Genomic DNA, 23,151 nt, shown 5'->3' with positions numbered 1-23,151 from the left:
TTTCAGGCATCACGGCTAAGGCTTAGCGGTATTCACACAAATAAGCAGTATCAGTCGCCACCTTGAGCTGAAACTTGCTGTCGGCCGGTACGGTGAATTTGCTGCCGCTGGTAAAGGTTTCCCAGTTTTCGCTACCTGGCAATTTCACGGTCAGGGCGCCAGCGACCACGTGCATGATTTCCAGCTGGCTGGTGCCGAATTCGTACTCGCCTGCAGCCATCACGCCAATGGTGGCAGGGCCTTCAGCCATGCCGAAGGCGATGGATTTGACGGTGCCGTCGAAGTATTCATTGACCTTGAACATCAGCAGTTCCTCGAAAGGGTATTAAAAGGCTGGCTGCCTTGAGCGGCAGACCATAAAAAGGCTGGCCAGTATGCCCAAGCGGTTTTTCTTCGTCATCTGCTTTGCACAGGCAATACCAGCGGCAGCAGCCGAGCGGTATTGCGTGCGTCGGTCAGGGCGCGGTGCTGCTGGCCCTGGAACTGGAAGCCAGCGAGATTAAGCGCCATCTTCAAGCCAATTGGACTGGGCAGCTGGCGGGCTTCGGCGAAGCGTTTTTTCAGGTTGATATGCGGAATCTGGTTCAGATAGCTCTCTAGGCCATGGGCGCGCCATTCCTGTTCGAACTGGCAGCGATCGTAGTCGCCCCAGCTGGCCCAGCCTGCTAGCTGTCCTTGATGGGCCAGCAGCCAGCGTTCGAATTGCGCCCATACCGCACTCAGTGGCGCTGCGGCATCGACATCGGCTTGGCTGATTTGGGTGAGCTGACGGCAGAAGTGGGTCAGGTGTGGGCGCCGGGTGGGCCGCACAAAGCGCTGGAAATACTCGATTTCATGACCGTCAGCGTTGACCAGGCTGGCGCCGATTTCGATGATTTCCATATCTGTGACCGGCCAGCCGCCTTCTTCGGTGGTGGCTTCCAGGTCGATTACCAGCCAATGCTGCATAGGCCCTCCTTAGCGTGCCCGCGAGTATGAAAGCAGGATCGGCATTGGGTAAAGCCTGTTGTCAGTCCGTTGTAAAACGACCTGTGTTGGCAATACCGCGCTCGGCAAGCCGCTGCGGCTAACGCGCTTCAGCGCGACCCGAAGGGCGAGTGCAGCGAGTAATGCTCATTTACAGATCGTAAACTCCGCTTTCTCGGCCTTTTTTGCCTTGTCTTGCCTGCCTCGCCTACATTTTTCAACGGCCTGCTAGGTGAGCCTATCCATACAGTTTTGCCCTATGGCTGTACTGGCGTTGGCCCCATGTGCCGGGCATGCTTGCAGCCGGGCTCGTATCTGCCGGGTAGTGCGGATGTGAAATTAAGCAAAAGCGCGTTGTAAATGGCGCTAGAAGGTAGAGGTGGATATGGCAAAGCTGGCGTTTATCGGGCTGGGCGTAATGGGTTACCCGATGGCCGGGCATCTGGCGCGCGCCGGGCATCAGGTGTGTGTGTACAACCGCACCGCCGCCAAGGCTGCGCAATGGGCCGCTGAGTATTCCGGCAGCCACGCGCCAACCCCGCGTGAAGCGGCCGCGGGCGCCGAGTTTGTGATGGTTTGCGTGGGCAATGATGATGATCTGCGCGCTGTGGTATTGGGCGAGCAGGGCGCATTTGCCGGCATGCAAGCCGGTGCGGTGTTGGTCGATCACACCACCGCCTCGGCGCAGGTAGCGCGTGAGCTGGCCGAGCAGGCCGCTACGCGTCAACTGGGTTTTCTCGATGCACCGGTATCCGGTGGTCAGGCCGGTGCGCAGAACGGTGCGCTGACCATCATGGTCGGTGGCGAGGCTGCGACCTACGCCAAGGCTGAGCCGATCATTCAGGCCTATGCACGCATGACCCGCTTGATGGGCGAAGCCGGTAGCGGTCAGCTGACCAAAATGGTCAACCAGATTTGCATCGCCGGCCTGGTGCAGGGCTTATCCGAGGCCCTGCATTTCGCCGAGTGCGCCGGGCTCGATGCACATGGTGCGATGGATGTGATCAGCAAGGGCGCAGCGCAGTCCTGGCAGCTGGAAAATCGCCACAAGACTATGCTGGCCGGTGAATTCGAGCATGGTTTTGCCGTGGACTGGATGCGCAAGGACTTGTCGATCCTGCTGACCGAAGCCCGCAGCAATGGCGCGCAGCTGCCGGTAACCGCGCTGGTCGATCAGTTCTATGCCGACGTGCAGGGCATGGGCGGCGGCCGTTGGGATACTTCAAGCCTTTTTGCCCGCCTGCACAAGCCATGACTGGCAGCTGAGAACTGCCGTCTATACTGCGTTAACCCAGCCAGTATTTGGCGTTGTTCTCACCCTTCGTACATGCGGGCACTGTTCATGGATGATCAATTTGCATTCAGTGACGATGACTTACCCAGCATCCCCTCCCAGCCTGTATGGCGTGTGTTGGCCGTTGATGATGACGCCGATTTTCAGCGCGCCACGGCTTTTGCCCTGAGTGACCTGGAGCTGCTGGGTAGGCGCATTGAGCTGATCCAGGCCTTTAGTTGTCGCGAAGCCTCGATGTTGCTGGCCAAGCACCATGACATTGCCCTGGTATTGCTTGATGTGGTGATGGAAACCGAAGATGCCGGCCTGCGCCTGATCAAGGCGTTACGCGAGGTTATCGGTAATCGCGAAACCCGCGTGGTGATGCTGACGGGTGAGCCAGGTCTGGCGCCGGCCCATGAAGTGATGCGCGATTACGACATCAACGACTATTGGACCAAGAGCGAGCTCAGCGCCGAGCGCTTGCTCACGGTGCTCACCGCTGCGGTGCGTGGATATTCCCAGCTTAAGGCGGTGGCCAACGCTCGCCGTGGCTTGCAGATGATTGTTGAATCGAGCAATGCCCTGTTCTGCTCGAAGAACACTCGTGAGCTGTCGGCGAAAATTCTCTCGGAAATCTCCTCGCTACTCAATGTGCAGACCGAGGGGATTGTTTGCGTTCGGGCCGAAGAGAGGGATGCTAATGCGCCGCCGAATGCGCGGGTTGTCAGTGCAAGCGGGCGCTTCCTCAAGAGCATTGATAGCAACCTCGATGCCCTCGATTATCCCCTGGTAGTCGCAGCCTTGCGTCGTAGTCTGCAGGAGCAGAAAACCTTGCGTCTGAGCGATTGCACGGTGTTGTTCTTCCCGCGCTTTCAGGCTGGTGCCGACTACGCCTGTTATATCTCCAGTGCACGTGCGCTGAATGACACCGAGCTGGAGTTGCTTAAGGTGTTCAGTGCCAGCATCAGTCGTGGGCTATATAACGTTGCGTTATTCAGCCGTCTTGAAGAAATGGCCTACCAGGACGATCTGCTGAAAATCCCCAACCGTAATGCGCTAATCCGCATGCTGGATATGACGCTGACTTCCGAGGCCAAGGATCAGCGTGTGCTGGTATTGATCGATATTGACAACTTCTCCGGCGCCAACACCGCCTTTGGTACCGGTTATGGTGATTTCATCCTCGGCCTGGTGGCGAAGAAACTCTGCGATGCTTTCTCCCATGATGTGCTGATTGCACGGGTGCGTGATGACCTGTTTGCCATCCTCGGCCCACAGGCGCAGGTCAATGCGGCGGAAGTGGTGGCATTGTTTCGCCGACATAAGCGCCCCTATGAGATGGGCCAGGTGCACAGCCTGAGTAGCGTGACCATGAACCTGGCTGATTTTACCGGCAGCGCCAGCGTGGCCTTGCAGGATGCTTTGCTGACCCTGAAGCAGGCAAAGCGCCTGGGCCATGATCAGCACGGGGTGTATGACCCGCGATTGCAGAGCGCACATGCCGAGTCTTACCGTCTGTTGCTAGCTTTGCGCGATGCGGTAGAAGCGGGGCAGATCAGCGTCGAGTTGCAGCCGCAGATTGACCTGAAAACCCGCCGTGTTATCGGTGTTGAGGCCCTGGCGCGCTGGCGCAAAGCTGACGGAAAAATGGTCCCGCCACTGAGTTTTATCCCTTTGGCCGAGGCCACCGGTTACATCTTGCCGCTGGGTGATCTGCTGATGCGTTTAGCCCTGCAAGCGGCAAAACAGCTGGCCGATGCGGGTTACCCGCATATCCGCGTGGCAGTCAACGTCTCTGCGCCGCAGCTGCTGCAGCATGATTTTATCGAGCGATTCAATTCGCATATACAGGCTGCGGGAGTCGCGCCTGAGCAGATCGAAGTGGAAATTACCGAGTCGGTAGCCATGCGCACCTTCGATACCGTTTGTGAAAAACTGCGTGCGCTGCGTGCCATGGGTGTTGAGGTGGCCATTGATGATTTTGGCACCGGCTTCTCATCGCTCAGCTACCTGCGTTTGCTGCCGGCCGATCGTTTGAAAATCGACCGCAGCTTTGTTCTGGAAATCGGTGAGGTCAGTGACCAGCAGATGATTGCTGAAGCCGTTATCCAGATTGCTGCTCGGGTCGGCATGCAAGTCATTGCTGAAGGTGTTGAGACCCAGCAACAGGCCGACTGGATTCTTAACCATGGTTGCCGGCAGGCGCAGGGTTATCTGTTTGCCAAACCGATGGCTTGTGCAGACTTACTGACCTGGCTGGATGGTTGGCCGGGGCGCCAGGGGTGATGCGCGAGCACTGGCGAAAACGCTTGTTCAGCGCGCCGGTCAGACGCAACTTATTGTTGCTGTTTCTACCCTGGGCGTTGCTGATTCTGTTGTTGACGCTGCTGCTTCACGAGCGTTTGCTGGATGCCAAGCTGGCACCGTTGCTGCGTGACCAGCAGAGCAGCTTGAATGAGGGTGGCGGGGTGCTCAATCGGCACCTGGCAACCCTGCGCGGCAATCTTCAATTTCTCATCCGCCAACCATTGTTTGCCGATGTCCTGGCCTATCCCAGTGCTGACAATAGAGATGCTCTGGGCCAGCTGTTTATCGAGTTTGCGCGCAGCACTGAGTTGTACGACCAGATTCGTTGGTTGGATGAAACGGGTATAGAGCAGGTGCGGGTCGACTGGCTGGAGGATTCGCCAGTGCTGCGTGACTACGCACAACTGCAGAACAAGGCGAACTATTACTATTTTGTTGAAGCTATGAGCCTGGGGAAAGGCTCATTCTATCTTTCGCGATTCGACCTCAATAAAGAGTATGGAGTGGTCGAGCAGCCTCTCAAGCCAACCTTGCGCAGTGCTGCGCCGGTATTCGATGGCGCGGGCAAGCGACGCGGCATTCTGGTGCTGAATTACCGTGGTCATGCGCTGCTGCAGCGCCTTAGCCAAGTTTCCGCCAGCTATGGTGGCAACCTGACCCTGGTCGATCATGAGGGGTACTGGATGTTGGCGGTCGACCCGCAAGATGCCTGGGGTTTTATGCTGGGTAAGGCCGAGGCGACATTGGCCAGCCGCTACCCGGCCAGTTGGCAGCGTATGAAGGCGCAGAACAGTGGCGTGTTTAGTGATCATTCAGGTTATTGGGCGTTCAACCATTTCGACCCCTATCAGCGTGCAGATAAGAGCCTGGCTACGAGTGAGCAATGGTTATTGGTCTCGCATCTACCCAGTGAGCAGGTGCAGGGCTTGCGCGCCGAGGTGCTCTGGCAGGTGCTGCTGTTTACTTGTGTGATGCTGCCGCTGGGTTTGCTTGTGGCGCTGCGTCTGGGATTGAGTGAGTTTGAGCGCGACCAGGTGCGCCAGGCACTGGAGGACAGCAGTCAGGCGTTGCAGCAGAGCAATGGCGAATTGCGCGAGACGGTGGAACAACTGCAGCGCACCCGCGGTGCGTTGCTGCAGGCGGAGAAGCTCTCCTCGCTCGGTACGCTGGTTGCCGGCGTGGCACACGAGCTGAATACGCCCATCGGCGCAGCCAGCGTAGCGGCCTCTACGCTGGAGAAAGCAACTCAGGGGGTGCAGCAGAGTCTGAGCGACGGGCTGCAGCGATCAGTGCTTGAGCGCTTTTTGCAGCGTAACGGCGAAGGTATGACGATCATCCTCAACAATCTGACGCGTATGGCGCAGCTGACGCGTGCCTTCAAGCAGTTGGCTAGTGACCGAGCCAGTACCGAACGGCGCCTTTTCGATCTGGTCGAGCTGGTGCACGAGGTCATGCTGCTGTTTACCCCGAAGCTTAGGCAGTCAGCGCATCAGGTGATTCTTGAGATGCCTGAGCGCCTGCAGTTGGATAGCTACCCTGGGCCGCTTGGGCAAATTCTGCAGAATCTGATCGACAATGCCTTGATTCACGCCTTCGAACCAACGGTGCATGGCATCGTTACTGTACGTATTGATCATGATGCACTGCGCCACGAGTGTGTGATTGAGGTGCAGGATAATGGCTGCGGTATGAGCGAAGACGTTTTGGCGAAGATCTTCGACCCCTTCTTTACCACCCGGCGTGGTCGTGGTGGTACCGGGCTGGGGCTGCATCTCACCCATCAACTGGCGGTGGACATTCTGGGGGCGGAATTACAGGTGTGCAGTGCACTGGAGCAGGGCACACGGTTTCGTCTGCGCCTACCGCTCGCCTGAATCTGCGCTTGGCCGGCTGCCAAGTCGTCTGTGCCCACGTAGAATCGTCGGCTTATGTTTAGTGCTGATGCCTTTGAGGTCCTCTTGTCATGATTTGCCGTGCTGGCTGTGGCGCCTGTTGTATCGCCCCGTCGATCAGCTCCCCTATTCCAGGCATGCCCGATGGCAAGCCGGCAGGTGTGCGCTGCGTGCAGCTGGATGCCAATAACTACTGCATGATTTTCGGCCAGCCTGCTCGACCTGCGGTGTGTTCAGCATTTCATGCCGCTGAGTACGTCTGTGGCGACAATGCCGCAGAGGCTCTGCAGTTGATTGGCTGGCTGGAGCAGAGCACGGCGGTTGCAGTCTGATACTGTGGCGCAAGGTTATTGGCTGCCGGAGGCGCAATGGTGCGGTTTACAGGGCTGTTCTTGAGTGCAATCGCATTGCTGGTGGCGAGCGGGGCACAGGCGGCGCAATGGCGTTTGGTCAAGGATGAAGCGGGTATTCAGGTTTATTTGCAGCAGATTCCCGGTTCGAGCTTTCAGGCGTTTCGTGGCGTAACCCGCATGCGGACAGATATGCCGCGGTTATTGGCCTTGCAGGATGATGTCAGTGCAGCGTGTGCCTGGATTCATGCCTGTAGCGAGCAGAAGCTGCTCAAGCATGAGGGCGATCGGAGTTGGGCCTACAGCCGCTTCCATACGCCATGGCCAGTACAGCCGCGGGATTCGATCCTGCAGGTGACTACCACGCGTGATACCGATGGTCGGGTAACTCGGACCCTGCATGGGGTTGCCGATTATTTGCCGCCGCAGCAGGGCTTTGTGCGGGTGACTAAGGTGGAGGGTTTCTGGAGCCTCACGCCGCGCGAGGGAGAAATCGAAGTGGTCTATCAGGTGCATTCCGAACCGGGTGGCAGCGTGCCAGCCTGGTTGGCCAATAGCTTTGTTGTGGATGCGCCGTTCAATACCTTGCAGGGGCTGCGCCAGTTGGCTGAGCAACCGTAGAACTGGTTAATTCAGATACAAAAAAGGCTGCCCTGGGGCAGCCTTTTTTGTCCGGCGAGAACTGAGTTACTTCTTCAGATCGCGCTGCGTGTAGCCGGTGTACAGCTGGCGCGGGCGGCCAATCTTGTACGGGCTGGAGAGCATTTCTTTCCAGTGCGAGATCCAGCCAACGGTCCGCGCCAGGGCGAAGATCACGGTGAACATACTGGTCGGAATACCGATAGCCTTGAGGATGATGCCCGAGTAGAAGTCAACGTTCGGGTACAGGTTGCGCTCTTTGAAGTACGGGTCGGTCAGGGCGATCTCTTCCAATCGCATGGCCAGTGCCAGCTGCGGATCGTTGGTGATACCCAGTTCTTTCAGTACTTCGTCGCAGGTCTGCTTCATTACGGTGGCGCGCGGGTCACGATTTTTGTAAACGCGGTGACCGAAGCCCATGAGTTTGAACGGATCGTCCTTGTCTTTAGCCTTGGCGATAAAGGTGTCGATATTGTCGACACTGCCAATCTCGTCAAGCATGGCCAAAACAGCTTCGTTAGCGCCGCCATGCGCCGGGCCCCAGAGGGCAGCAATACCAGCGGCGATACAGGCGAACGGGTTGGCGCCCGAAGAGCCTGCCAGGCGGACGGTGGACGTCGAGGCATTTTGCTCATGGTCGGCGTGCAGGATAAAGATCTTATCCATGGCCTTGGCCAACACCGGGCTGATCGGTTTGATCTCGCACGGAGTGTTGAACATCATGTGCAGGAAGTTTTCCGCGTAGTTCAGGTCGTTACGCGGATACATCATCGGCTGACCCATGGAGTACTTATAGGTCATGGCCGCGATGGTTGGCATCTTGGCGATCAGGCGCATGGCCGAAACTTCGCGGTGATGCGGGTTCTTGATGTCCAGGGAGTCGTGATAGAAGGCTGAAAGCGCGCCTACTACACCGCACATAATGGCCATCGGGTGAGCGTCACGGCGGAAGCCGTTGAAGAAGGTCTTCAGTTGCTCGTGAACCATGGTGTGGTTCTTGATGGTGCTGACGAACTTGGCTTTCTCTTCTGCGTTCGGCAGTTCGCCGTTCAGCAGCAGATAGCAGGTTTCCAGGTAATCGGATTGCTCTGCCAGCTGTTCAATGGGGTAGCCGCGGTGCAGCAGGATGCCCTGGTCGCCGTCGATGTAGGTGATCTTCGACTCGCACGAGGCGGTGGACATAAAGCCAGGATCAAATGTGAAACGGCCCGTGGCGGTTAAGCCCCGCACGTCAATTACATCGGGACCAACGGTGCCGGTTAAAATGGGCAGCTCGACGGGGGCTGCGCCCTCGATGATCAACTGCGCTTTTTTGTCAGCCATGTTTGGCCTCCTAGTTATGCTTGAAATCATCTGACTGCCCCCCACGCAGGGCCCGCACCACTATAGTGAGATAAATTCGAATGTCAATTTGCGAAAACCCAGGCGGCAGAAGGGTTTGCGGCTAGTTTTCAGGCTTTTAAAGCGGCTCTTTACGCCATTTATTAGAGGTGTGCAATGCGCTTTTAGGTAGGGGGCTTTGCGTTGTCATTAGTAACCTAACTGTCTATACTCTGCGCCCAGCTACCAAGGGCTTTAGCCTGTCTTTTGGTAGTTGTCACTCCTTGGGTGATGGGTACCTGACCAGTGCACTTCCCGACAACTTTGCCCTGATAGTTAGGGGCTCTCAGTGTGATAAAAAAGCCGTGAATAGCCAAAGACCTGTAAACCTCGACCTTAGGACGATCAAACTTCCTATCACTGGCGTTACGTCATTCCTTCACCGCGTTTCTGGAATCATTCTGTTCTTCGGCATCGCCGTGCTGCTGTACGGGCTCGACAAATCGCTGATGTCTGCAGAAGGTTTTGCCGAGGTGAAAGAATGCTTGACCAGCCCGCTGGCCAAGTTTGTGATTTGGGGTCTGTTGTCCGCTCTGCTGTACCACCTGGTGGCCGGTGTACGCCACTTGATCATGGACATGGGCATCGGTGAGACGCTGGAAGGCGGCAAGCTGGGTTCGAAAATCGTTCTCGTCGTGTCGACGATCGTGATCGTGCTGCTGGGGGTGTGGATATGGTAACCAACGTCACGAACTTCTCGCGTTCGGGTCTGTATGACTGGATGGCGCAGCGTGTATCTGCTGTCGTCCTCGCGGCTTATGTGCTGTTTCTGCTTGGCTTTGTCGTGTGTAACCCAGGTCTGGGCTATGCCGAGTGGCAGGCGCTGTTCTCCAACAACGCAATGCGTATTTTCAGTCTGTTGACCCTGGTGGCGCTCAGCGTTCACGCCTGGGTTGGCATGTGGACAATTTCCACCGACTACCTGACGCCGATGGCGCTGGGTAAGTGGGCGACTGTCGTGCGTTTTCTGTTCCAGGCTGCGTGTGGCGTTGCCATGTTCGCGTTCTTCGTCTGGGGCGTGCAGATTTTTTGGGGTAAGTGATCCATGACAAGCATTCGCACTCTTTCATATGACGCCATCATTATTGGTGGCGGCGGCGCGGGTATGCGCGCTGCACTGCAGTTGGCTCAGGGTGGTCATAAAACCGCAGTTGTGACTAAGGTCTTCCCGACCCGTTCGCACACTGTGTCCGCTCAGGGTGGCATCACCTGCGCCATCGCCTCGGCCGATCCGAATGATGATTGGCGCTGGCACATGTATGACACCGTTAAAGGTTCCGACTACATCGGTGATCAGGACGCTATCGAATATATGTGCTCCGTGGGCCCAGAAGCCGTGTTCGAATTGGAGCACATGGGTCTGCCGTTCTCTCGCACCGAACAAGGCCGCATTTATCAGCGTCCGTTCGGCGGCCAGTCCAAAGGCCCGAACAATCCGACTCAGGCTGCACGTACCTGCGCTGCTGCTGACCGTACCGGCCATGCGCTGTTGCACACCCTCTACCAAGCCAACCTCAAAGCTGGCACCTCGTTCCTTAACGAGTGGTACGCGGTGGATCTGGTGAAAAACCAAGACGGCGCCATTGTGGGTGTTATCGCCATCTGCATCGAAAACGGCGAAACCGTTTACATCCGCTCCAAGGCCGTGGTTCTGGCCACTGGCGGTGCGGGTCGTATCTACGCTTCCACTACCAACGCCCTGATCAACACCGGTGACGGTGTGGGCATGGCTCTGCGTGCCGGCGTGCCGGTGCAGGACATCGAGATGTGGCAGTTCCACCCGACCGGTATTGCCGGCGCTGGTGTACTGGTTACTGAAGGTTGCCGTGGTGAAGGTGGTTACCTGATCAACGCTCACGGCGAGCGCTTCATGGAGCGTTATGCGCCGAACGCCAAAGACTTGGCCGGTCGTGACGTGGTTGCGCGGTCGATGGTTAAAGAAGTAATCGCCGGTAATGGCTGTGGCCCTGACAAGGACCACGTACTGCTCAAGCTCGATCACCTCGGCGAAGAAGTACTGCACAGCCGTTTGCCAGGCATCTGTGAGCTGTCGAAGACCTTTGCTCACGTTGACCCGGTGGTTGCTCCGGTTCCTGTGATTCCAACCTGCCATTACATGATGGGCGGCGTGCCGACCAACATTCACGGTCAGGCCATCACCCAGGATGCCAACGGCAACGACAAGATCATCGAAGGCCTGTTCGCTGTAGGCGAAGTGGCTTGCGTATCGGTACACGGCGCTAATCGTCTGGGCGGCAACTCGTTGCTCGATCTGGTGGTGTTTGGCCGCGCGGCGGGTATCCATTTGGAAAAAGCGCTGAAAGAAGGCGTGGAAGTCCGTGGTGCCAGCGAAACCGATATCGAGCTGTCGCTCAAGCGTCTGGCGGGCGTCAACGAACGCACCACTGGCGAAGATGTCGCGCCACTGCGTAAAGAACTGCAACAGTGCATGCAAAACTACTTCGGTGTGTTCCGCACCGGCGAATACATGCAAAAGGGCATCGCCCAACTGGCCGACCTGCGTGAGCGGATCGCGACTGTCAAAATCGCGGACAAGAGCCAAGCATTCAACACTGCGCGTATCGAAGCATTGGAGCTGCAAAACCTTCTCGAAGTGGCTGAGGCCACCGCGATCGCTGCTGAGGTTCGTAAAGAATCCCGTGGTGCTCACGCTCGTGAAGACTTCGAGGAACGTGACGACGAAAACTGGCTGTGCCATTCCCTGTATATCCCAGGTGAAAAGCGCGTGAGCAAGCGTTCGGTCAACTTCTCGCCGAAGACAGTTCCAGCGTTTGAACCCAAGGTCCGGACTTATTAAGGGTGCCTGATATGTCGCAAGCCAATCTGTTGCAAGTAAGCGTTTATCGTTACAACCCGGAAAAAGATGCTGCGCCGTTTATGCAGGATTTCCAGATCGACACCGGCGGCAAGGACATCATGGTTCTTGATGTCCTGGCGCTGATCAAGGAGCAGGACGAGGGTTTCTCCTATCGTCGCTCCTGCCGTGAAGGCGTGTGCGGTTCTGATGGCATGAACATCAACGGCAAGAATGGCCTGGCCTGCATCACGCCGATTTCGGCAGCTGGCCTTAAAGGCGGCAAGCTGGTGATTCGTCCGCTGCCTGGTCTGCCGGTCATTCGTGACCTGGCTGTTGATATGAGCATCTTCTACAAGCAGTACGAGAAGGTGCAACCATACCTGCAGAACAACACGCCGGCTCCGGCCATTGAACGCCTGCAAACCCCGGAAGAACGTGAAAAGCTGGACGGTCTGTACGAGTGCATCCTGTGCGCTTGCTGCTCCACCAGCTGCCCGTCGTTCTGGTGGAATCCAGACAAGTTCCTCGGCCCGGCTGCATTGCTGCAGGCTTATCGTTTCCTGGCGGACAGCCGTGATACCCAGACTGAACAACGTCTGGCGTCGCTGGATGATCCGTTCAGTGTGTTCCGTTGCCGCGGCATCATGAACTGCGTCAGCGTTTGCCCTAAGGGTCTCAACCCGACTAAGGCAATCGGCCACGTACGCAATATGTTGCTGCAAAGCGGTACCTGATCCATGGTTGTTTGCTAGATCTGTAACACCTGCGGCGCTGCTTTCAACCCAGCGTCGCGGTTTAGCCAGGGCTGCTGCTCACAAAGCGGTGGTTCTTAATTTGAAAAATATGACGACCAGCAGGGGCATCCGGGCTGGTGCCCGGACTATCTGCGGGATCCGTAGTGGCTTACCAGTCGCTGCTTCAGGACTGACAGCCATGCGGTTTCTTCGCCGGTGGTGTCCCCTTACCGAGGGTGACCAAGCATGCAAGAAAGCGTGATGCAGCGCATGTGGGACAGTGCCCACCTATCCGGTGGTAACGCTGCCTATGTGGAAGAGCTCTATGAGCTTTACCTGCACGATCCCAACGCTGTGCCAGAAGAGTGGCGCACTTACTTTCAGAAGTTGCCGACCGACGGCAGCGCCGCCACAGACGTATCGCACTCAACGATTCGCGATCATTTCGTCCTGCTTGCTAAAAATCAGCGCCGCGCCCAACCGGTGTCTGCTGGTAGCGTGAGCAGTGAGCACGAGAAGAAGCAAGTCGAAGTGCTGCGCCTGATTCAGGCTTATCGCATGCGCGGCCATCAGGCTGCCCAGCTCGATCCGCTTGGTCTCTGGCAACGTCCTGTGCCGGCTGATCTGGCAACCAATCACTATGGTCTGACCGATGCCGATCTGGACACCACCTTCCGTACCGGTGGGCTGTTCATTGGCAAGGAAGAGGCTACTCTGCGCGAAATTCGCGATGCGTTGCAGCAGACATATTGCCGCACCATCGGTGCCGAGTTCACCCATATCGTTGATTCCGAGCAGCGCAGCTGGTTCCAGCAGCGCCTGGAAAGCGTGCGCGGTCGTCCTGATTTCTCGGTTGAGGTGCAGAGCCACCTGCTCGAGCGCCTGACCGCAGCTGAAGGGCTGGAAAAGTACCTGGGCACCAAATACCCGGGCACCAAGCGTTTTGGTCTGGAGGGCGGCGAGAGCCTGATTCCGCTGCTTGATGAGCTAATTCAGCGTTCCGGTTCCTACGGCACCAAGGAAATCGTCATCGGCATGGCCCACCGTGGCCGCCTCAACGTGCTGGTTAACACCTTCGGCAAGAACCCTCGCGACTTGTTCGATGAGTTCGAAGGCAAGAAAACCGAAGGTTTGTCTTCCGGTGACGTGAAATACCACCAGGGTTTCTCCTCCAACGTGATGACCGCTGGCGGCGAAGTGCACCTGGCGATGGCATTCAACCCATCGCACCTGGAGATCGTCTCTCCAGTAGTCGAAGGTTCGGTACGTGCCCGTCAGGATCGTCGCAACGACGCCATCGGCGAGAAAGTGCTGCCGGTTTCCCTGCACGGTGACGCGGCATTCGCCGGTCAGGGTGTGGTCATGGAAACCTTCCAGATGTCGCAAACCCGTGGTTTCAAGACGGGCGGCACCATCCATATCGTGATCAACAACCAGGTCGGTTTCACTATCAGCAACCCGCTGGACTCGCGTTCCACCGAGTACTGCACCGATGTGGCGAAGATGATCCAGGCGCCGATCCTGCACGTTAACGGCGATGATCCGGAAGCGGTGTTGTTCGTCACTCAGCTGGCTGTCGATTACCGCATGCAGTACAAGCGTGACGTGGTCATTGACCTGGTCTGCTACCGCCGTCGCGGTCACAACGAGGCCGACGAGCCGAGCGGCACTCAGCCGATCATGTATCAGCAGATCACCAAACAGCGCACCACCCGTGAACTCTATGCAGACGTTCTGACCACCGCCGTGCGTCAGTCGGTGGATGATGTTCAGGCCAAGATCGACGAGTACCGCACCGCGCTGGATAACGGTCAGCACGTGGTCAAGAGCCTGGTCAAGGAACCAAACAAGGAGCTGTTCGTTGATTGGCGTCCGTACCTGGGTCACGCCTGGACTGCGCGTCATGACACGCGTTTCGAGCTGAAAACCCTGCAGGAACTGTCCAATAAGCTGCTGGAAATTCCAGAAGGCTTTGTGGTGCAGCGCCAGGTCGCAAAGATTCTCGAAGACCGCCAGAAGATGAGCGCAGGTGCGCTGCCAATCAACTGGGGCTACGCCGAGACCATGGCCTACGCCACCCTGTTGTTTGAGGGGCATCCGATCCGCATGACCGGCCAGGACATCGGTCGTGGCACTTTCTCGCACCGTCACGCGGTCCTGCACAACCAGAAGGACGCTGGCACCCATCTGCCGCTGCAGAACCTCTACCAGGGTCAGCCGCGTTTCGATCTGTACGACTCCTTCCTTTCGGAAGAAGCGGTGCTGGCCTTTGAATACGGCTATGCCACCACTCAGCCACAGTCGCTGGTGATCTGGGAAGCGCAGTTCGGCGACTTCGCCAACGGCGCCCAGGTAGTGTTCGACCAATTCATTTCCAGCGGTGAGCACAAATGGGGCCGTCTGTGTGGTCTGACCATGCTGCTGCCGCACGGTTATGAAGGGCAGGGGCCTGAGCACAGCTCGGCGCGCCTGGAGCGGTATCTGCAGCTGTGCGCAGAGCACAATATGCAGGTTGCCGTACCGACCACCCCGGCGCAGATCTACCACTTGTTGCGTCGTCAGGTGATCCGTCCGCTGCGCAAGCCATTGGTCGTATTGACGCCGAAGTCGCTGTTGCGCCACAAATTGGCCATCTCGACGCTGGAAGATCTGGCCGAAGGCTCGTTCCAGACCGTGATCCCGGAGATCGATGCAATCGATCCGAAGAAAGTGGATCGTCTGGTGCTGTGCAGCGGCAAGGTTTACTACGACTTGCTGGAGAAGCGCCGCAACGAAGGCCGCGAAGACATCGCCATTGTGCGTATCGAGCAGCTCTATCCGTTCCCGGAAGATGATCTGGCCGAGGCAATTGCCCCGTACAAGAATCTCAAGCACATCGTCTGGTGTCAGGAAGAGCCGATGAACCAGGGCGCCTGGTACTGCAGCCAGCATCACATGCGTCGCGTGGCGACAGCGCACAAAAAAGCGCTGTTCCTCGAATACGCCGGTCGTGATGCGTCTGCTGCACCTGCCTGTGGTTATGCATCGATGCACGCCGAACAGCAGGAAAAACTCCTGCAAGACGCCTTTACTGTTTAACGCCTTCGCGCAACAGGCGGCCAACTGGGCCGCCTGCTAGAAGAAACCGAATTTAAGGAACCACACACAATGGCTATCGAGATCAAAGCCCCTACTTTCCCGGAATCGGTTGCCGACGGCACCGTGGCCACTTGGCACAAGAAGCCGGGCGATGCGGTCAAGCGCGACGAGCTGATCGTTGACATCGAAACCGACAAGGTAGTGATCGAAGTGCTGGCCGAGGCCGACGGCGTCCTCGCAGAAATCATCAAGAATGAAGGCGACACCGTCCTGTCCAACGAACTGCTCGGCACTCTGGGTGAGGGTGGTGCTGCTGCTCCCGCGCCGTCTGCTGCCGCTCAGACTGCTGCGCCTGCTGCTGCCGCTCCGGCCGCTGCCGCGGGCGACGATCAGATCCTTTCGCCAGCTGCACGCAAGATTGCTGAAGAAAACGGCATCGACCCGAACAGCATTGCTGGCACCGGCAAAGGCGGTCGCGTAACTAAGGAAGACGTTGTGGCTGCCGCCTCCGCTAAGAAGAGCGCGCCGGCCGCTGCACCTGCCGCTAAACCTGCTGCACCGGCTGCTGCCGCTCCAGTATTCGCCACCGGCGACCGTACCGAGAAGCGTGTGCCGATGACCCGTCTGCGCGCCAAGATCGCCGAGCGTCTGGTCGAAGCACAATCCTCTATGGCCATGCTGACCACCTTCAACGAAGTGGACATGAGCGAAGTCATGGCGCTGCGCTCGAAGTACAAGGACCTGTTCGAGAAGAGCCACAACGGCGTGCGCCTGGGCTTTATGTCGTTCTTCGTCAAGGCCGCTACCGAAGCGCTCAAGCGTTTCCCGGCAGTCAACGCCTCGATCGACGGTACTGACATCGTTTACCACGGCTACGCCGATATCGGTGTTGCCGTTTCCAGCGACCGTGGTCTGGTAGTTCCGGTGCTGCGTAACGCCGAGCTGATGAGCCTGGCTGAAATCGAGAACGGCATTGCCACCTTCGGCAAGAAAGCCAAAGACGGCAAACTGTCGATCGAAGAAATGACCGGCGGCACCTTCACCATCACTAACGGTGGTACTTTTGGTTCGATGATGTCGACGCCGATCGTCAATCCGCCGCAAGCCGCGATCCTGGGGATGCATAACATCATCCAGCGCCCGATGGCAGTGAATGGTCAGGTGGTTATCCGTCCGATGATGTACCTGGCGTTGTCCTACGACCACCGCCTGATTGATGGTAAGGAAGCCGTGACCTTCCTGGTAACCATCAAGAACTTGCTAGAAGACCCGGCACGTCTGCTGCTGGACATCTAAAAGCCAGTTTCTCCCACGGCGGCCCTCTAACCAGGGCCGTCCGGTTTATTCGAGAAGGAATACGTTATGACCCAGAAATTCGACGTGGTAGTCATCGGTGCCGGCCCTGGTGGCTATGTAGCCGCCATCAAAGCAGCTCAGCTCGGTTTGAAGACTGCATGCATCGAGAAGTACCAGGACAAAGAGGGCAAGATCGCCCTCGGCGGTACTTGCCTGAACGTCGGCTGCATTCCTTCCAAGGCGCTGCTCGACAGCTCCTGGAAGTATCACGAAGCGCACGAAGGCTTTGCCATTCACGGTATCGAAGCCAAAGGCGTGACTATCGACGTGCCTGCGATGATCGGTCGTAAGGCCAACATCGTGAAAAACCTTACTGGCGGCGTTGCCACTTTGTTCAAGGCCAATGGCGTGACCCTGCTTGAAGGCCACGGCAAGCTGCTGGCGAACAAGCAGGTTGAAGTCACTGGCTCCGACGGCAAAACGCAGATCGTTGAGGCCGAGAACGTGATTCTGGCCTCCGGCTCCAAGCCGATCGACATTCCGCCAGCTCCGGTTGATCAGGACGTAATCGTCGATTCCACCGGCGCTCTGGAATTCCAGAGCGTACCGAAGAAGCTTGGCGTGATCGGCGCTGGCGTAATCGGTCTGGAGCTAGGTTCGGTCTGGTCGCGCCTGGGTGCTGAAGTCACCGTGCTGGAAGCCCTGGACAAGTTCCTCCCGGCTGCTGATGAGCAGATCGCCAAAGAAGCGCTGAAAACCCTGACCAAGCAAGGCCTGAAAATCCGTCTGGGCGCTCGCGTCACTGGTTCGGAAGTGAAGAAGAAGCAGGTGACCGTCAACTTCACCGACGCTGAAGGCGAACAGAAGATTGTGTTCGATAAGCTGATCGTCGCGGTCGGCCGTCGCCCGGTGACCACCGACCTGTTGGCAGCCGATAGCGGTGTCGACATGGACGAGCGGGGTTTCATCTTCGTTGACGACCAGTGCACCACCAGCGTACCGGGCGTATATGCCATTGGTGACGTGGTGCGTGGCGCAATGCTGGCCCACAAAGCCTCGGAAGAGGGCATCATGGTCGCCGAGCGTATCGCCGGCCACAAGGCCCAGATGAACTACGACCTGATCCCGTCAGTCATCTATACCCATCCGGAAATCGCATGGGTGGGTAAAACCGAGCAACAGCTGAAGACCGAAGGCGTCGCCGTTAATGTCGGCACCTTCCCGTTCGCTGCCAGCGGTCGCGCCATGGCCGCCAACGACACCGGCGGTATGGTCAAGGTTATCGCTGATGCCAACACCGACCGCGTCCTGGGTGTACACGTGATTGGCCCAAGCGCTGCCGAACTGGTGCAGCAAGGTGCAATCGGTATGGAATTCGGTACCAGCGCCGAGGATCTGGGAATGATGGTGTTCTCCCACCCAACGCTGTCCGAAGCCCTGCACGAAGCTGCTCTGGCAGTGAATGGCCACGCCATCCACATCGCCAACCGCAAGAAGCGTTAAGTCGTTGTTTGTTTGAGCGGATGCCTTCACCGGCGTTGTGTACCGGTGAAGGTGCAGCTCAACAGGAAGAACCACGGCCGACTGCCCGCGTACAGCTCAGGTTCTGCGCGGAACGTCAGCCGGATTGCTGCAGAAGCAGTCACAGGTGGTGCGGCATCACAAGTGCAGCACCGTATGCGCAATACCTAAACGAAGACGGTAGACAAGCATGAATCTCCACGAGTATCAGGGTAAGCAGCTGTTCGCTGAATACGGCCTGCCCGTATCCAAGGGCTTCGCGGTAAACACCCCGGAAGAAGCCGCAGCAGCCTGCGAAAAAATCGGTGGCACTGAGTGGGTCGTCAAGGCTCAAGTTCATGCCGGTGGTCGCGGTAAAGCTGGCGGCGTGAAGCTGGTTAAGAGCAAAGAAGACGCCAAGGCATTTGCTGCCAACTGGTTGGGCAAGCGTCTGGTGACTTATCAGACTGATGCCAATGGTCAGCCGGTTAATCAGATCCTGGTCGAATCCTGCACCGACATCGCCAAGGAACTGTACCTGGGCGCCGTTGTTGATCGTTCGAGCCGTCGTATCGTGTTCATGGCCTCCACCGAAGGTGGCGTGGACATCGAGAAGATCGCTCACGACACCCCTGAGAAGATTCTCAAGGCGACTATTGACCCGCTGGTCGGCGCTCAGCCGTTCCAGGGTCGCGAGCTGGCATTCCAGCTGGGTCTGGAAGGTGATCAGATCAAGCAGTTCACTCAGATCTTCGTTGGTCTGGCCAAGCTGTTCCAGGACTATGACCTGGCGCTGCTGGAAGTGAACCCGCTGGTGATCAAAGCTGACGGCAACCTGCATTGCCTCGACGCCAAGATCAACATCGACAGCAACGCCATGTACCGTCAGCCGAAGCTGCGCGCCATGCACGATCCGTCCCAGGACGATCCGCGTGAAGCCCACGCTGCCAAGTTCGAACTGAACTACGTAGCGCTGGAAGGCAACATCGGTTGCATGGTCAACGGTGCTGGCCTGGCCATGGGTACCATGGACATCGTCAACCTGCACGGCGGCAAGCCAGCCAACTTCCTCGACGTAGGTGGCGGCGCAACCAAAGAGCGCGTAACCGAAGCCTTCAAGATCATCCTGTCCGACAGCAACGTCGCTGCCGTACTGGTAAACATCTTCGGCGGTATCGTTCGTTGCGACATGATTGCCGAAGGCATCATCGGCGCAGTGAAAGAAGTCGGCGTGAAAATCCCGGTTGTCGTTCGTCTGGAAGGCAACAACGCTGAGCTGGGCGCTAAAGTCCTGGCAGAAAGCGGCCTGAACATCATCGCGGCAACCAGCCTGACCGACGCTGCTCAGCAAGTCGTCAAAGCTGCGGAGGGCAAGTAATGAGCGTCCTGATCAATAAAGACACCAAAGTTATCTGCCAGGGCTTCACCGGCTCGCAGGGTACTTTCCACTCCGAGCAAGCCATTGCTTACGGCACCAAGATGGTTGGCGGCGTGACTCCGGGCAAAGGTGGCACCACTCACCTGAATCTTCCGGTGTTCAACACCGTGCGTGAAGCAGTTGAGCAGACTGGCGCTACCGCCAGCGTGATCTACGTTCCGGCTCCGTTCTGCAAGGACTCGATCCTTGAAGCGGCCATGGGCGGCATCAAGCTGATCGTTTGCATCACCGAAGGCATCGCGACCATCGACATGCTCGAAGCCAAGGTCAAGTGTGACGAGCTGGGCGTGGTCCTGATCGGCCCAAACTGCCCAGGCGTGATCACTCCGGGCGAGTGCAAAATCGGCATCATGCCGGGCCACATCCACTTGCCAGGCAAAGTAGGCATCGTGTCGCGTTCCGGCACCCTGACTTACGAAGCTGTTAAGCAGACCACCGACGCCGGTTTCGGTCAGTCCACCTGCGTTGGTATCGGTGGTGACCCGATCCCAGGCTCCAACTTCATCGACATCCTGAAGTTGTTCCAGGAAGACCCGAAGACCGAAGCGATCGTGATGATCGGTGAGATCGGCGGTTCGGCTGAAGAAGAAGCGGCTGCCTACATCAAAGCCAACGTGACCAAGCCAGTTGTGTCCTACATTGCCGGCGTTACTGCGCCTCCAGGCAAGCGTATGGGCCACGCCGGTGCAATCATCTCTGGCGGCAAGGGTACTGCGGACGAGAAGTTTGCAGCCCTGCAAGACGCGGGTGTGAAAACCGTGCGTTCCCTGGCTGACATCGGCAAGGCCCTTGCCGAGCTGACCGGTTGGGAAGTGAAAAAAGCCTAAGGCTTTTTGATCTGAGAAAAGGCCACCTTCGGGTGGCCTTTTTTATTTAACTCCAGCGGCCAGCCGACTTAGAGCGAGTTCGTCGATGGGTGGCGCTAAGCCATCAATATCTTCAACTCCGTAGGCTGCGTCTGGCCCTGAATACAAAACGCCCGATGCTGTGCATCGGGCGTTCTGAGGGTTGTGCCTATCTAGGAATCGATACGCTTTAACTGCTTACTCTTCCATGGCGCCCATGGCGGTGGTGTTGAAGCCGCCGTCGACGTACATGATCTCGCCGCTGACGCCCGAGGCCAGGTCGGAGCAGAGGAAGGCGCCGGCGTTGCCGACTTCATCGATGGTTACGTTGCGGCGCAGAGGGGTCTGCTTTTCGTTCGCTGCCAGCATCTTGCGGAAGCTCTTGATGCCAGATGCGGCCAGGGTGCGGATCGGGCCGGCGGAGATGGCATTCACGCGAGTGCCTTCTGGACCAAGGCTGCCAGCCAGGTAACGTACACCGGCTTCCAGGCTGGCCTTAGCCATGCCCATCACGTTGTAGTTCGGCATGGTGCGCTCGGCACCGAGGTAGGACAGGGTCAGCAGGCTGCCATTGCGGCCTTTCATCATCTCGCGGCCGGCTTTAGCCAGGGCGACGAAGCTGTAGGCGCTGATGTCGTGCGCGATGCGGAAGCCTTCACGGGTGGTGACGTCAGTAAAGTCGCCATCCAGCTGATCACCTGGAGCGAAACCAACGGAGTGAACGATGCAATCCAGGCCATCCCACTTCTTGCTCAGGGCTTCGAATACCGAAGCGATTTCTTCATCGTTGGCCACATCGCACGGGAAGCACAGATCAGCGTTCGAGCCCCAGTCAGCGGCAAAACCTTCGACGCGACCCTTGAGCTTCTCGTTCTGGTAGGTGAAGGCCAGTTCGGCGCCTTCACGGTGCATGGCTGCCGCGATACCGGAGGCGATGGACAGTTTGCTGGCGACGCCAACGATCAGTACGCGCTTGCCGCTTAGAAAACCCATGGGTGTGATTCCTCTTCCTGTTTTCAAGAATTAATCAGCTGGGACCATAAAGGCCGCTTCCAGCAACTGCTGTGTATAGATGTCCTGTGGCGCGGTAAAGACACGTGCCGCTGGGCCTTGTTCCACCACCTTGCCTTGCTTGACCACCATGATCTGGTGGCTCAGGGCCCTGACCACGGCCAGGTCATGGCTGATAAACAGATAGGTCAGGTTGTATTTGGCCTGCAGCGAGCGTAGCAGCTCGACCACCTGGCGCTGCACGGTGCGGTCGAGGGCAGAGGTTGGTTCATCGAGCAGGATCAGTGCGGGTTTGAGTACCAGGGCGCGGGCAATAGCAATACGTTGGCGCTGGCCACCGGAGAACTCATGGGGATAACGGTGGCGGGTTTCCGGATCAAGTCCGACTTCGACTAACGCATCGATAATCGCCTGTTCCTGCTCGGCCTCGCTGCCCATGCGGTGAATCTGCAAACCCTCACCGACAATTTGGCCAACGCACATACGTGGGCTGAGGCTGCCGAATGGATCCTGAAAAACCACCTGCATTTGCCTGCGCAGTGGCCGCACATCGTGCTGTGACAGTTGCTCAATCGCCTGGCCCTGGAAGCGGATACCACCCTGGCTGCCAAGCAGGCGCAGGATTGCCAAACCCAGGGTGGATTTGCCCGAACCGCTTTCGCCGACGATGCCCAGGGTATGCCCCTGCGGCAGGCTGAAGTTGATGCCGTCCACGGCTTTTACATGGTCGACGGTGCGGCGCAGCAGGCCCTTTTTGATCGGAAACCAGACGCGCAGGTTGTCGATTTCCAGCATGGTTTTGCCGGGCGGTTGATCAACCGGCCCGCCAGTGGGTTCGGCTCCTAGCAGCTCGCGGGTATAGGGGTGCTGTGGCTCTTTAAATAGCGTTTCGCAGGCCGCTTGTTCAACGATATGCCCGCGCTGCATCACGCACACACGGTGGGCAATCCGCCGTACCAGATTGAGGTCGTGGCTGATCAGTAGAATCGCCATGCCCAGACGCGCCTGCAGGTCCTTGAGCAGCTCAAGGATTTTCAACTGCACGGTGACGTCCAGGGCGGTGGTGGGCTCGTCGGCGATCAGCAGTTCCGGCTCGTTGGCCAGGGCCATGGCGATCACCACGCGCTGGCGTTGCCCGCCCGAAAGCTCGTGTGGGTAGGCCTTGAGGCGCTTATGCGGTTCGGGAATGCCGACCAAATCAAGCAGTTCCAGAGTGCGTGCGGTAGCCGCCTTGCCGCGCAGGCCTTTGTGCAGGGCCAGCACTTCGTTGATCTGTTTTTCAATGCTGTGCAGCGGATTCAGCGAGGTCATGGGCTCCTGAAAGACCATGGCGATGCGGTTGCCACGGATGCCGCGCAGTTTGTTCTCGTTCAGTTTGAGCAGGTCCTGCTCAGCGTAGTGAATGCTGCCACTGGGGTGTTGGGCCAGCGGGTAGGGCAGCAGGCGCAGGATCGAGTGCGCGGTCACCGATTTACCCGAGCCGCTTTCGCCCACCAGGGCCAGGGTTTCACCGCGCTTGATATCGAAGCTGACGCCTTCCAGCACGCGCTGTTTCAGGTTGCCGGTAACGAATTCGACAGCCAGGTCGCGGACTTCGATGAGGGTGTTGGAGTCAGTCATG

19 protein-coding genes are annotated in these 23,151 nt (G+C 57.9%); 14 read left to right on the top strand and 5 right to left on the bottom strand.

The window, feature by feature from the left end:
• Positions 1–22 precede the first annotated feature (22 nt).
• Complete coding sequence (gene ppnP, locus AACX99_RS19495) at positions 23–304, bottom strand: pyrimidine/purine nucleoside phosphorylase (protein ID WP_339414088.1); 282 nt, start codon at positions 302–304, stop codon at positions 23–25.
• Between the two features lie 92 nt (positions 305–396).
• Positions 397–948: an exonuclease domain-containing protein gene (locus AACX99_RS19490; RefSeq protein ID WP_339414087.1), complete on the bottom strand. Its 552-nt coding sequence runs from the start codon at positions 946–948 to the stop codon at positions 397–399.
• A 403-nt stretch (positions 949–1,351) separates the two neighbouring features.
• On the opposite strand from AACX99_RS19490, the gene AACX99_RS19485 reads away from it, so the two are divergent.
• From AACX99_RS19485 to AACX99_RS19465, 5 genes are all read left to right on the top strand, one after another.
• Positions 1,352–2,221 (top strand): NAD(P)-dependent oxidoreductase, encoded by an 870-nt coding sequence (locus AACX99_RS19485; RefSeq protein WP_339414085.1) that lies wholly within the window; start codon positions 1,352–1,354, stop codon positions 2,219–2,221.
• An 87-nt stretch (positions 2,222–2,308) separates the two neighbouring features.
• Entirely contained in the window at positions 2,309–4,528 is a 2,220-nt protein-coding gene (locus AACX99_RS19480; protein WP_339414084.1) for a putative bifunctional diguanylate cyclase/phosphodiesterase, read from the top strand.
• Positions 4,528–6,423, top strand: a complete 1,896-nt coding sequence (locus AACX99_RS19475; RefSeq protein WP_339414083.1) for a sensor histidine kinase — start codon at positions 4,528–4,530, stop codon at positions 6,421–6,423. The genes AACX99_RS19480 and AACX99_RS19475 overlap by 1 nt, the downstream gene beginning before the upstream one ends.
• Before the next feature lie 89 nt (positions 6,424–6,512).
• Positions 6,513–6,773 carry a YkgJ family cysteine cluster protein gene (locus tag AACX99_RS19470; RefSeq protein ID WP_339414082.1) on the top strand — a complete coding sequence of 87 codons (261 nt, stop codon included), beginning with the start codon at positions 6,513–6,515 and terminating at the stop codon, positions 6,771–6,773.
• Between the two features lie 36 nt (positions 6,774–6,809).
• The gene (locus AACX99_RS19465) at positions 6,810–7,412 is read left to right on the top strand and encodes an START domain-containing protein (protein WP_339414081.1); all 603 of its coding nucleotides are present in this window, start codon (positions 6,810–6,812) and stop codon (positions 7,410–7,412) included.
• A 66-nt stretch (positions 7,413–7,478) separates the two neighbouring features.
• Here AACX99_RS19465 and gltA read toward each other — a convergent pair whose 3' ends face one another.
• Positions 7,479–8,753 carry a citrate synthase gene (gene gltA / locus AACX99_RS19460; protein WP_339414080.1) on the bottom strand — a complete coding sequence of 425 codons (1,275 nt, stop codon included), beginning with the start codon at positions 8,751–8,753 and terminating at the stop codon, positions 7,479–7,481.
• 362 nt (positions 8,754–9,115) lie between these two features.
• Here gltA and sdhC point away from each other — a divergent pair, with 362 nt between their 5' ends.
• The 9 genes from sdhC to sucD all read left to right on the top strand — a co-directional run bounded on the left by sdhC (position 9,116) and on the right by sucD (position 20,501).
• Positions 9,116–9,490 (top strand): succinate dehydrogenase, cytochrome b556 subunit, encoded by a 375-nt coding sequence (gene sdhC, locus AACX99_RS19455; RefSeq protein WP_339414079.1) that lies wholly within the window; start codon positions 9,116–9,118, stop codon positions 9,488–9,490.
• Positions 9,484–9,852: a succinate dehydrogenase, hydrophobic membrane anchor protein gene (sdhD, locus tag AACX99_RS19450; RefSeq protein WP_339414078.1), complete on the top strand. Its 369-nt coding sequence runs from the start codon at positions 9,484–9,486 to the stop codon at positions 9,850–9,852. Before sdhC ends, sdhD begins: the two co-directional genes overlap by 7 nt.
• Before the next feature lie 3 nt (positions 9,853–9,855).
• Complete coding sequence (gene sdhA / locus AACX99_RS19445; protein ID WP_339414077.1) at positions 9,856–11,628, top strand: succinate dehydrogenase flavoprotein subunit; 1,773 nt, start codon at positions 9,856–9,858, stop codon at positions 11,626–11,628.
• A gap of 26 nt (positions 11,629–11,654) precedes the next feature.
• Positions 11,655–12,362, top strand: coding sequence for a succinate dehydrogenase iron-sulfur subunit (locus AACX99_RS19440; protein ID WP_339414112.1), 708 nt, complete (start codon positions 11,655–11,657; stop codon positions 12,360–12,362).
• Between the two features lie 246 nt (positions 12,363–12,608).
• A complete protein-coding gene (locus AACX99_RS19435) occupies positions 12,609–15,440 on the top strand; it encodes a 2-oxoglutarate dehydrogenase E1 component (RefSeq protein ID WP_339414076.1) in 2,832 nt (943 codons plus the stop codon).
• A 69-nt stretch (positions 15,441–15,509) separates the two neighbouring features.
• Positions 15,510–16,736, top strand: a complete 1,227-nt coding sequence (gene odhB / locus AACX99_RS19430) for a 2-oxoglutarate dehydrogenase complex dihydrolipoyllysine-residue succinyltransferase (RefSeq protein WP_339414074.1) — start codon at positions 15,510–15,512, stop codon at positions 16,734–16,736.
• A 66-nt stretch (positions 16,737–16,802) separates the two neighbouring features.
• Complete coding sequence (lpdA, locus tag AACX99_RS19425) at positions 16,803–18,239, top strand: dihydrolipoyl dehydrogenase (RefSeq protein WP_339414073.1); 1,437 nt, start codon at positions 16,803–16,805, stop codon at positions 18,237–18,239.
• A gap of 208 nt (positions 18,240–18,447) precedes the next feature.
• On the top strand, positions 18,448–19,614 hold the full coding sequence (sucC, locus tag AACX99_RS19420) for an ADP-forming succinate--CoA ligase subunit beta (RefSeq protein ID WP_339414071.1): 1,167 nt from the start codon (positions 18,448–18,450) through the stop codon (positions 19,612–19,614).
• The gene (gene sucD / locus AACX99_RS19415; RefSeq protein ID WP_136664820.1) at positions 19,614–20,501 is read left to right on the top strand and encodes a succinate--CoA ligase subunit alpha; all 888 of its coding nucleotides are present in this window, start codon (positions 19,614–19,616) and stop codon (positions 20,499–20,501) included. The genes sucC and sucD overlap by 1 nt, the downstream gene beginning before the upstream one ends.
• A 216-nt stretch (positions 20,502–20,717) precedes the next feature.
• On the opposite strand, the gene fabI is transcribed toward sucD, so the two are convergent.
• Positions 20,718–21,512 (bottom strand): enoyl-ACP reductase FabI, encoded by a 795-nt coding sequence (fabI, locus tag AACX99_RS19410; protein ID WP_274086671.1) that lies wholly within the window; start codon positions 21,510–21,512, stop codon positions 20,718–20,720.
• 30 nt (positions 21,513–21,542) lie between these two features.
• Complete coding sequence (locus tag AACX99_RS19405; RefSeq protein WP_339414069.1) at positions 21,543–23,150, bottom strand: ABC transporter ATP-binding protein; 1,608 nt, start codon at positions 23,148–23,150, stop codon at positions 21,543–21,545.
• Position 23,151 lies beyond the last annotated feature (1 nt).

The organism is Pseudomonas sp. EA_35y_Pfl2_R5 (assembly GCF_963970805.1).
GTDB lineage: Bacteria > Pseudomonadota > Gammaproteobacteria > Pseudomonadales > Pseudomonadaceae > Aquipseudomonas.
This window is presented reverse-complemented; position numbering and strand designations above follow the sequence as displayed.

Bases quoted from the DNA above. Each gene is read 5' to 3' on its own strand.
- ppnP (WP_339414088.1), bottom strand. From the start codon at position 304: ATGTTCAAGGTCAATGAATACTTCGACGGCACCGTCAAATCCATCGCC.
- AACX99_RS19490 (WP_339414087.1), bottom strand. From the start codon at position 948: ATGCAGCATTGGCTGGTAATCGACCTGGAAGCCACCACCGAAGAAGGC.
- AACX99_RS19485 (WP_339414085.1), top strand. From the start codon at position 1,352: ATGGCAAAGCTGGCGTTTATCGGGCTGGGCGTAATGGGTTACCCGATG.
- AACX99_RS19480 (WP_339414084.1), top strand. From the start codon at position 2,309: ATGGATGATCAATTTGCATTCAGTGACGATGACTTACCCAGCATCCCC.
- AACX99_RS19475 (WP_339414083.1), top strand. From the start codon at position 4,528: ATGCGCGAGCACTGGCGAAAACGCTTGTTCAGCGCGCCGGTCAGACGC.
- AACX99_RS19470 (WP_339414082.1), top strand. From the start codon at position 6,513: ATGATTTGCCGTGCTGGCTGTGGCGCCTGTTGTATCGCCCCGTCGATC.
- AACX99_RS19465 (WP_339414081.1), top strand. From the start codon at position 6,810: ATGGTGCGGTTTACAGGGCTGTTCTTGAGTGCAATCGCATTGCTGGTG.
- gltA (WP_339414080.1), bottom strand. From the start codon at position 8,753: ATGGCTGACAAAAAAGCGCAGTTGATCATCGAGGGCGCAGCCCCCGTC.
- sdhD (WP_339414078.1), top strand. From the start codon at position 9,484: ATGGTAACCAACGTCACGAACTTCTCGCGTTCGGGTCTGTATGACTGG.
- sdhA (WP_339414077.1), top strand. From the start codon at position 9,856: ATGACAAGCATTCGCACTCTTTCATATGACGCCATCATTATTGGTGGC.
- AACX99_RS19435 (WP_339414076.1), top strand. From the start codon at position 12,609: ATGCAAGAAAGCGTGATGCAGCGCATGTGGGACAGTGCCCACCTATCC.
- odhB (WP_339414074.1), top strand. From the start codon at position 15,510: ATGGCTATCGAGATCAAAGCCCCTACTTTCCCGGAATCGGTTGCCGAC.
- lpdA (WP_339414073.1), top strand. From the start codon at position 16,803: ATGACCCAGAAATTCGACGTGGTAGTCATCGGTGCCGGCCCTGGTGGC.
- sucC (WP_339414071.1), top strand. From the start codon at position 18,448: ATGAATCTCCACGAGTATCAGGGTAAGCAGCTGTTCGCTGAATACGGC.
- sucD (WP_136664820.1), top strand. From the start codon at position 19,614: ATGAGCGTCCTGATCAATAAAGACACCAAAGTTATCTGCCAGGGCTTC.
- fabI (WP_274086671.1), bottom strand. From the start codon at position 21,512: ATGGGTTTTCTAAGCGGCAAGCGCGTACTGATCGTTGGCGTCGCCAGC.
- AACX99_RS19405 (WP_339414069.1), bottom strand. From the start codon at position 23,150: ATGACTGACTCCAACACCCTCATCGAAGTCCGCGACCTGGCTGTCGAA.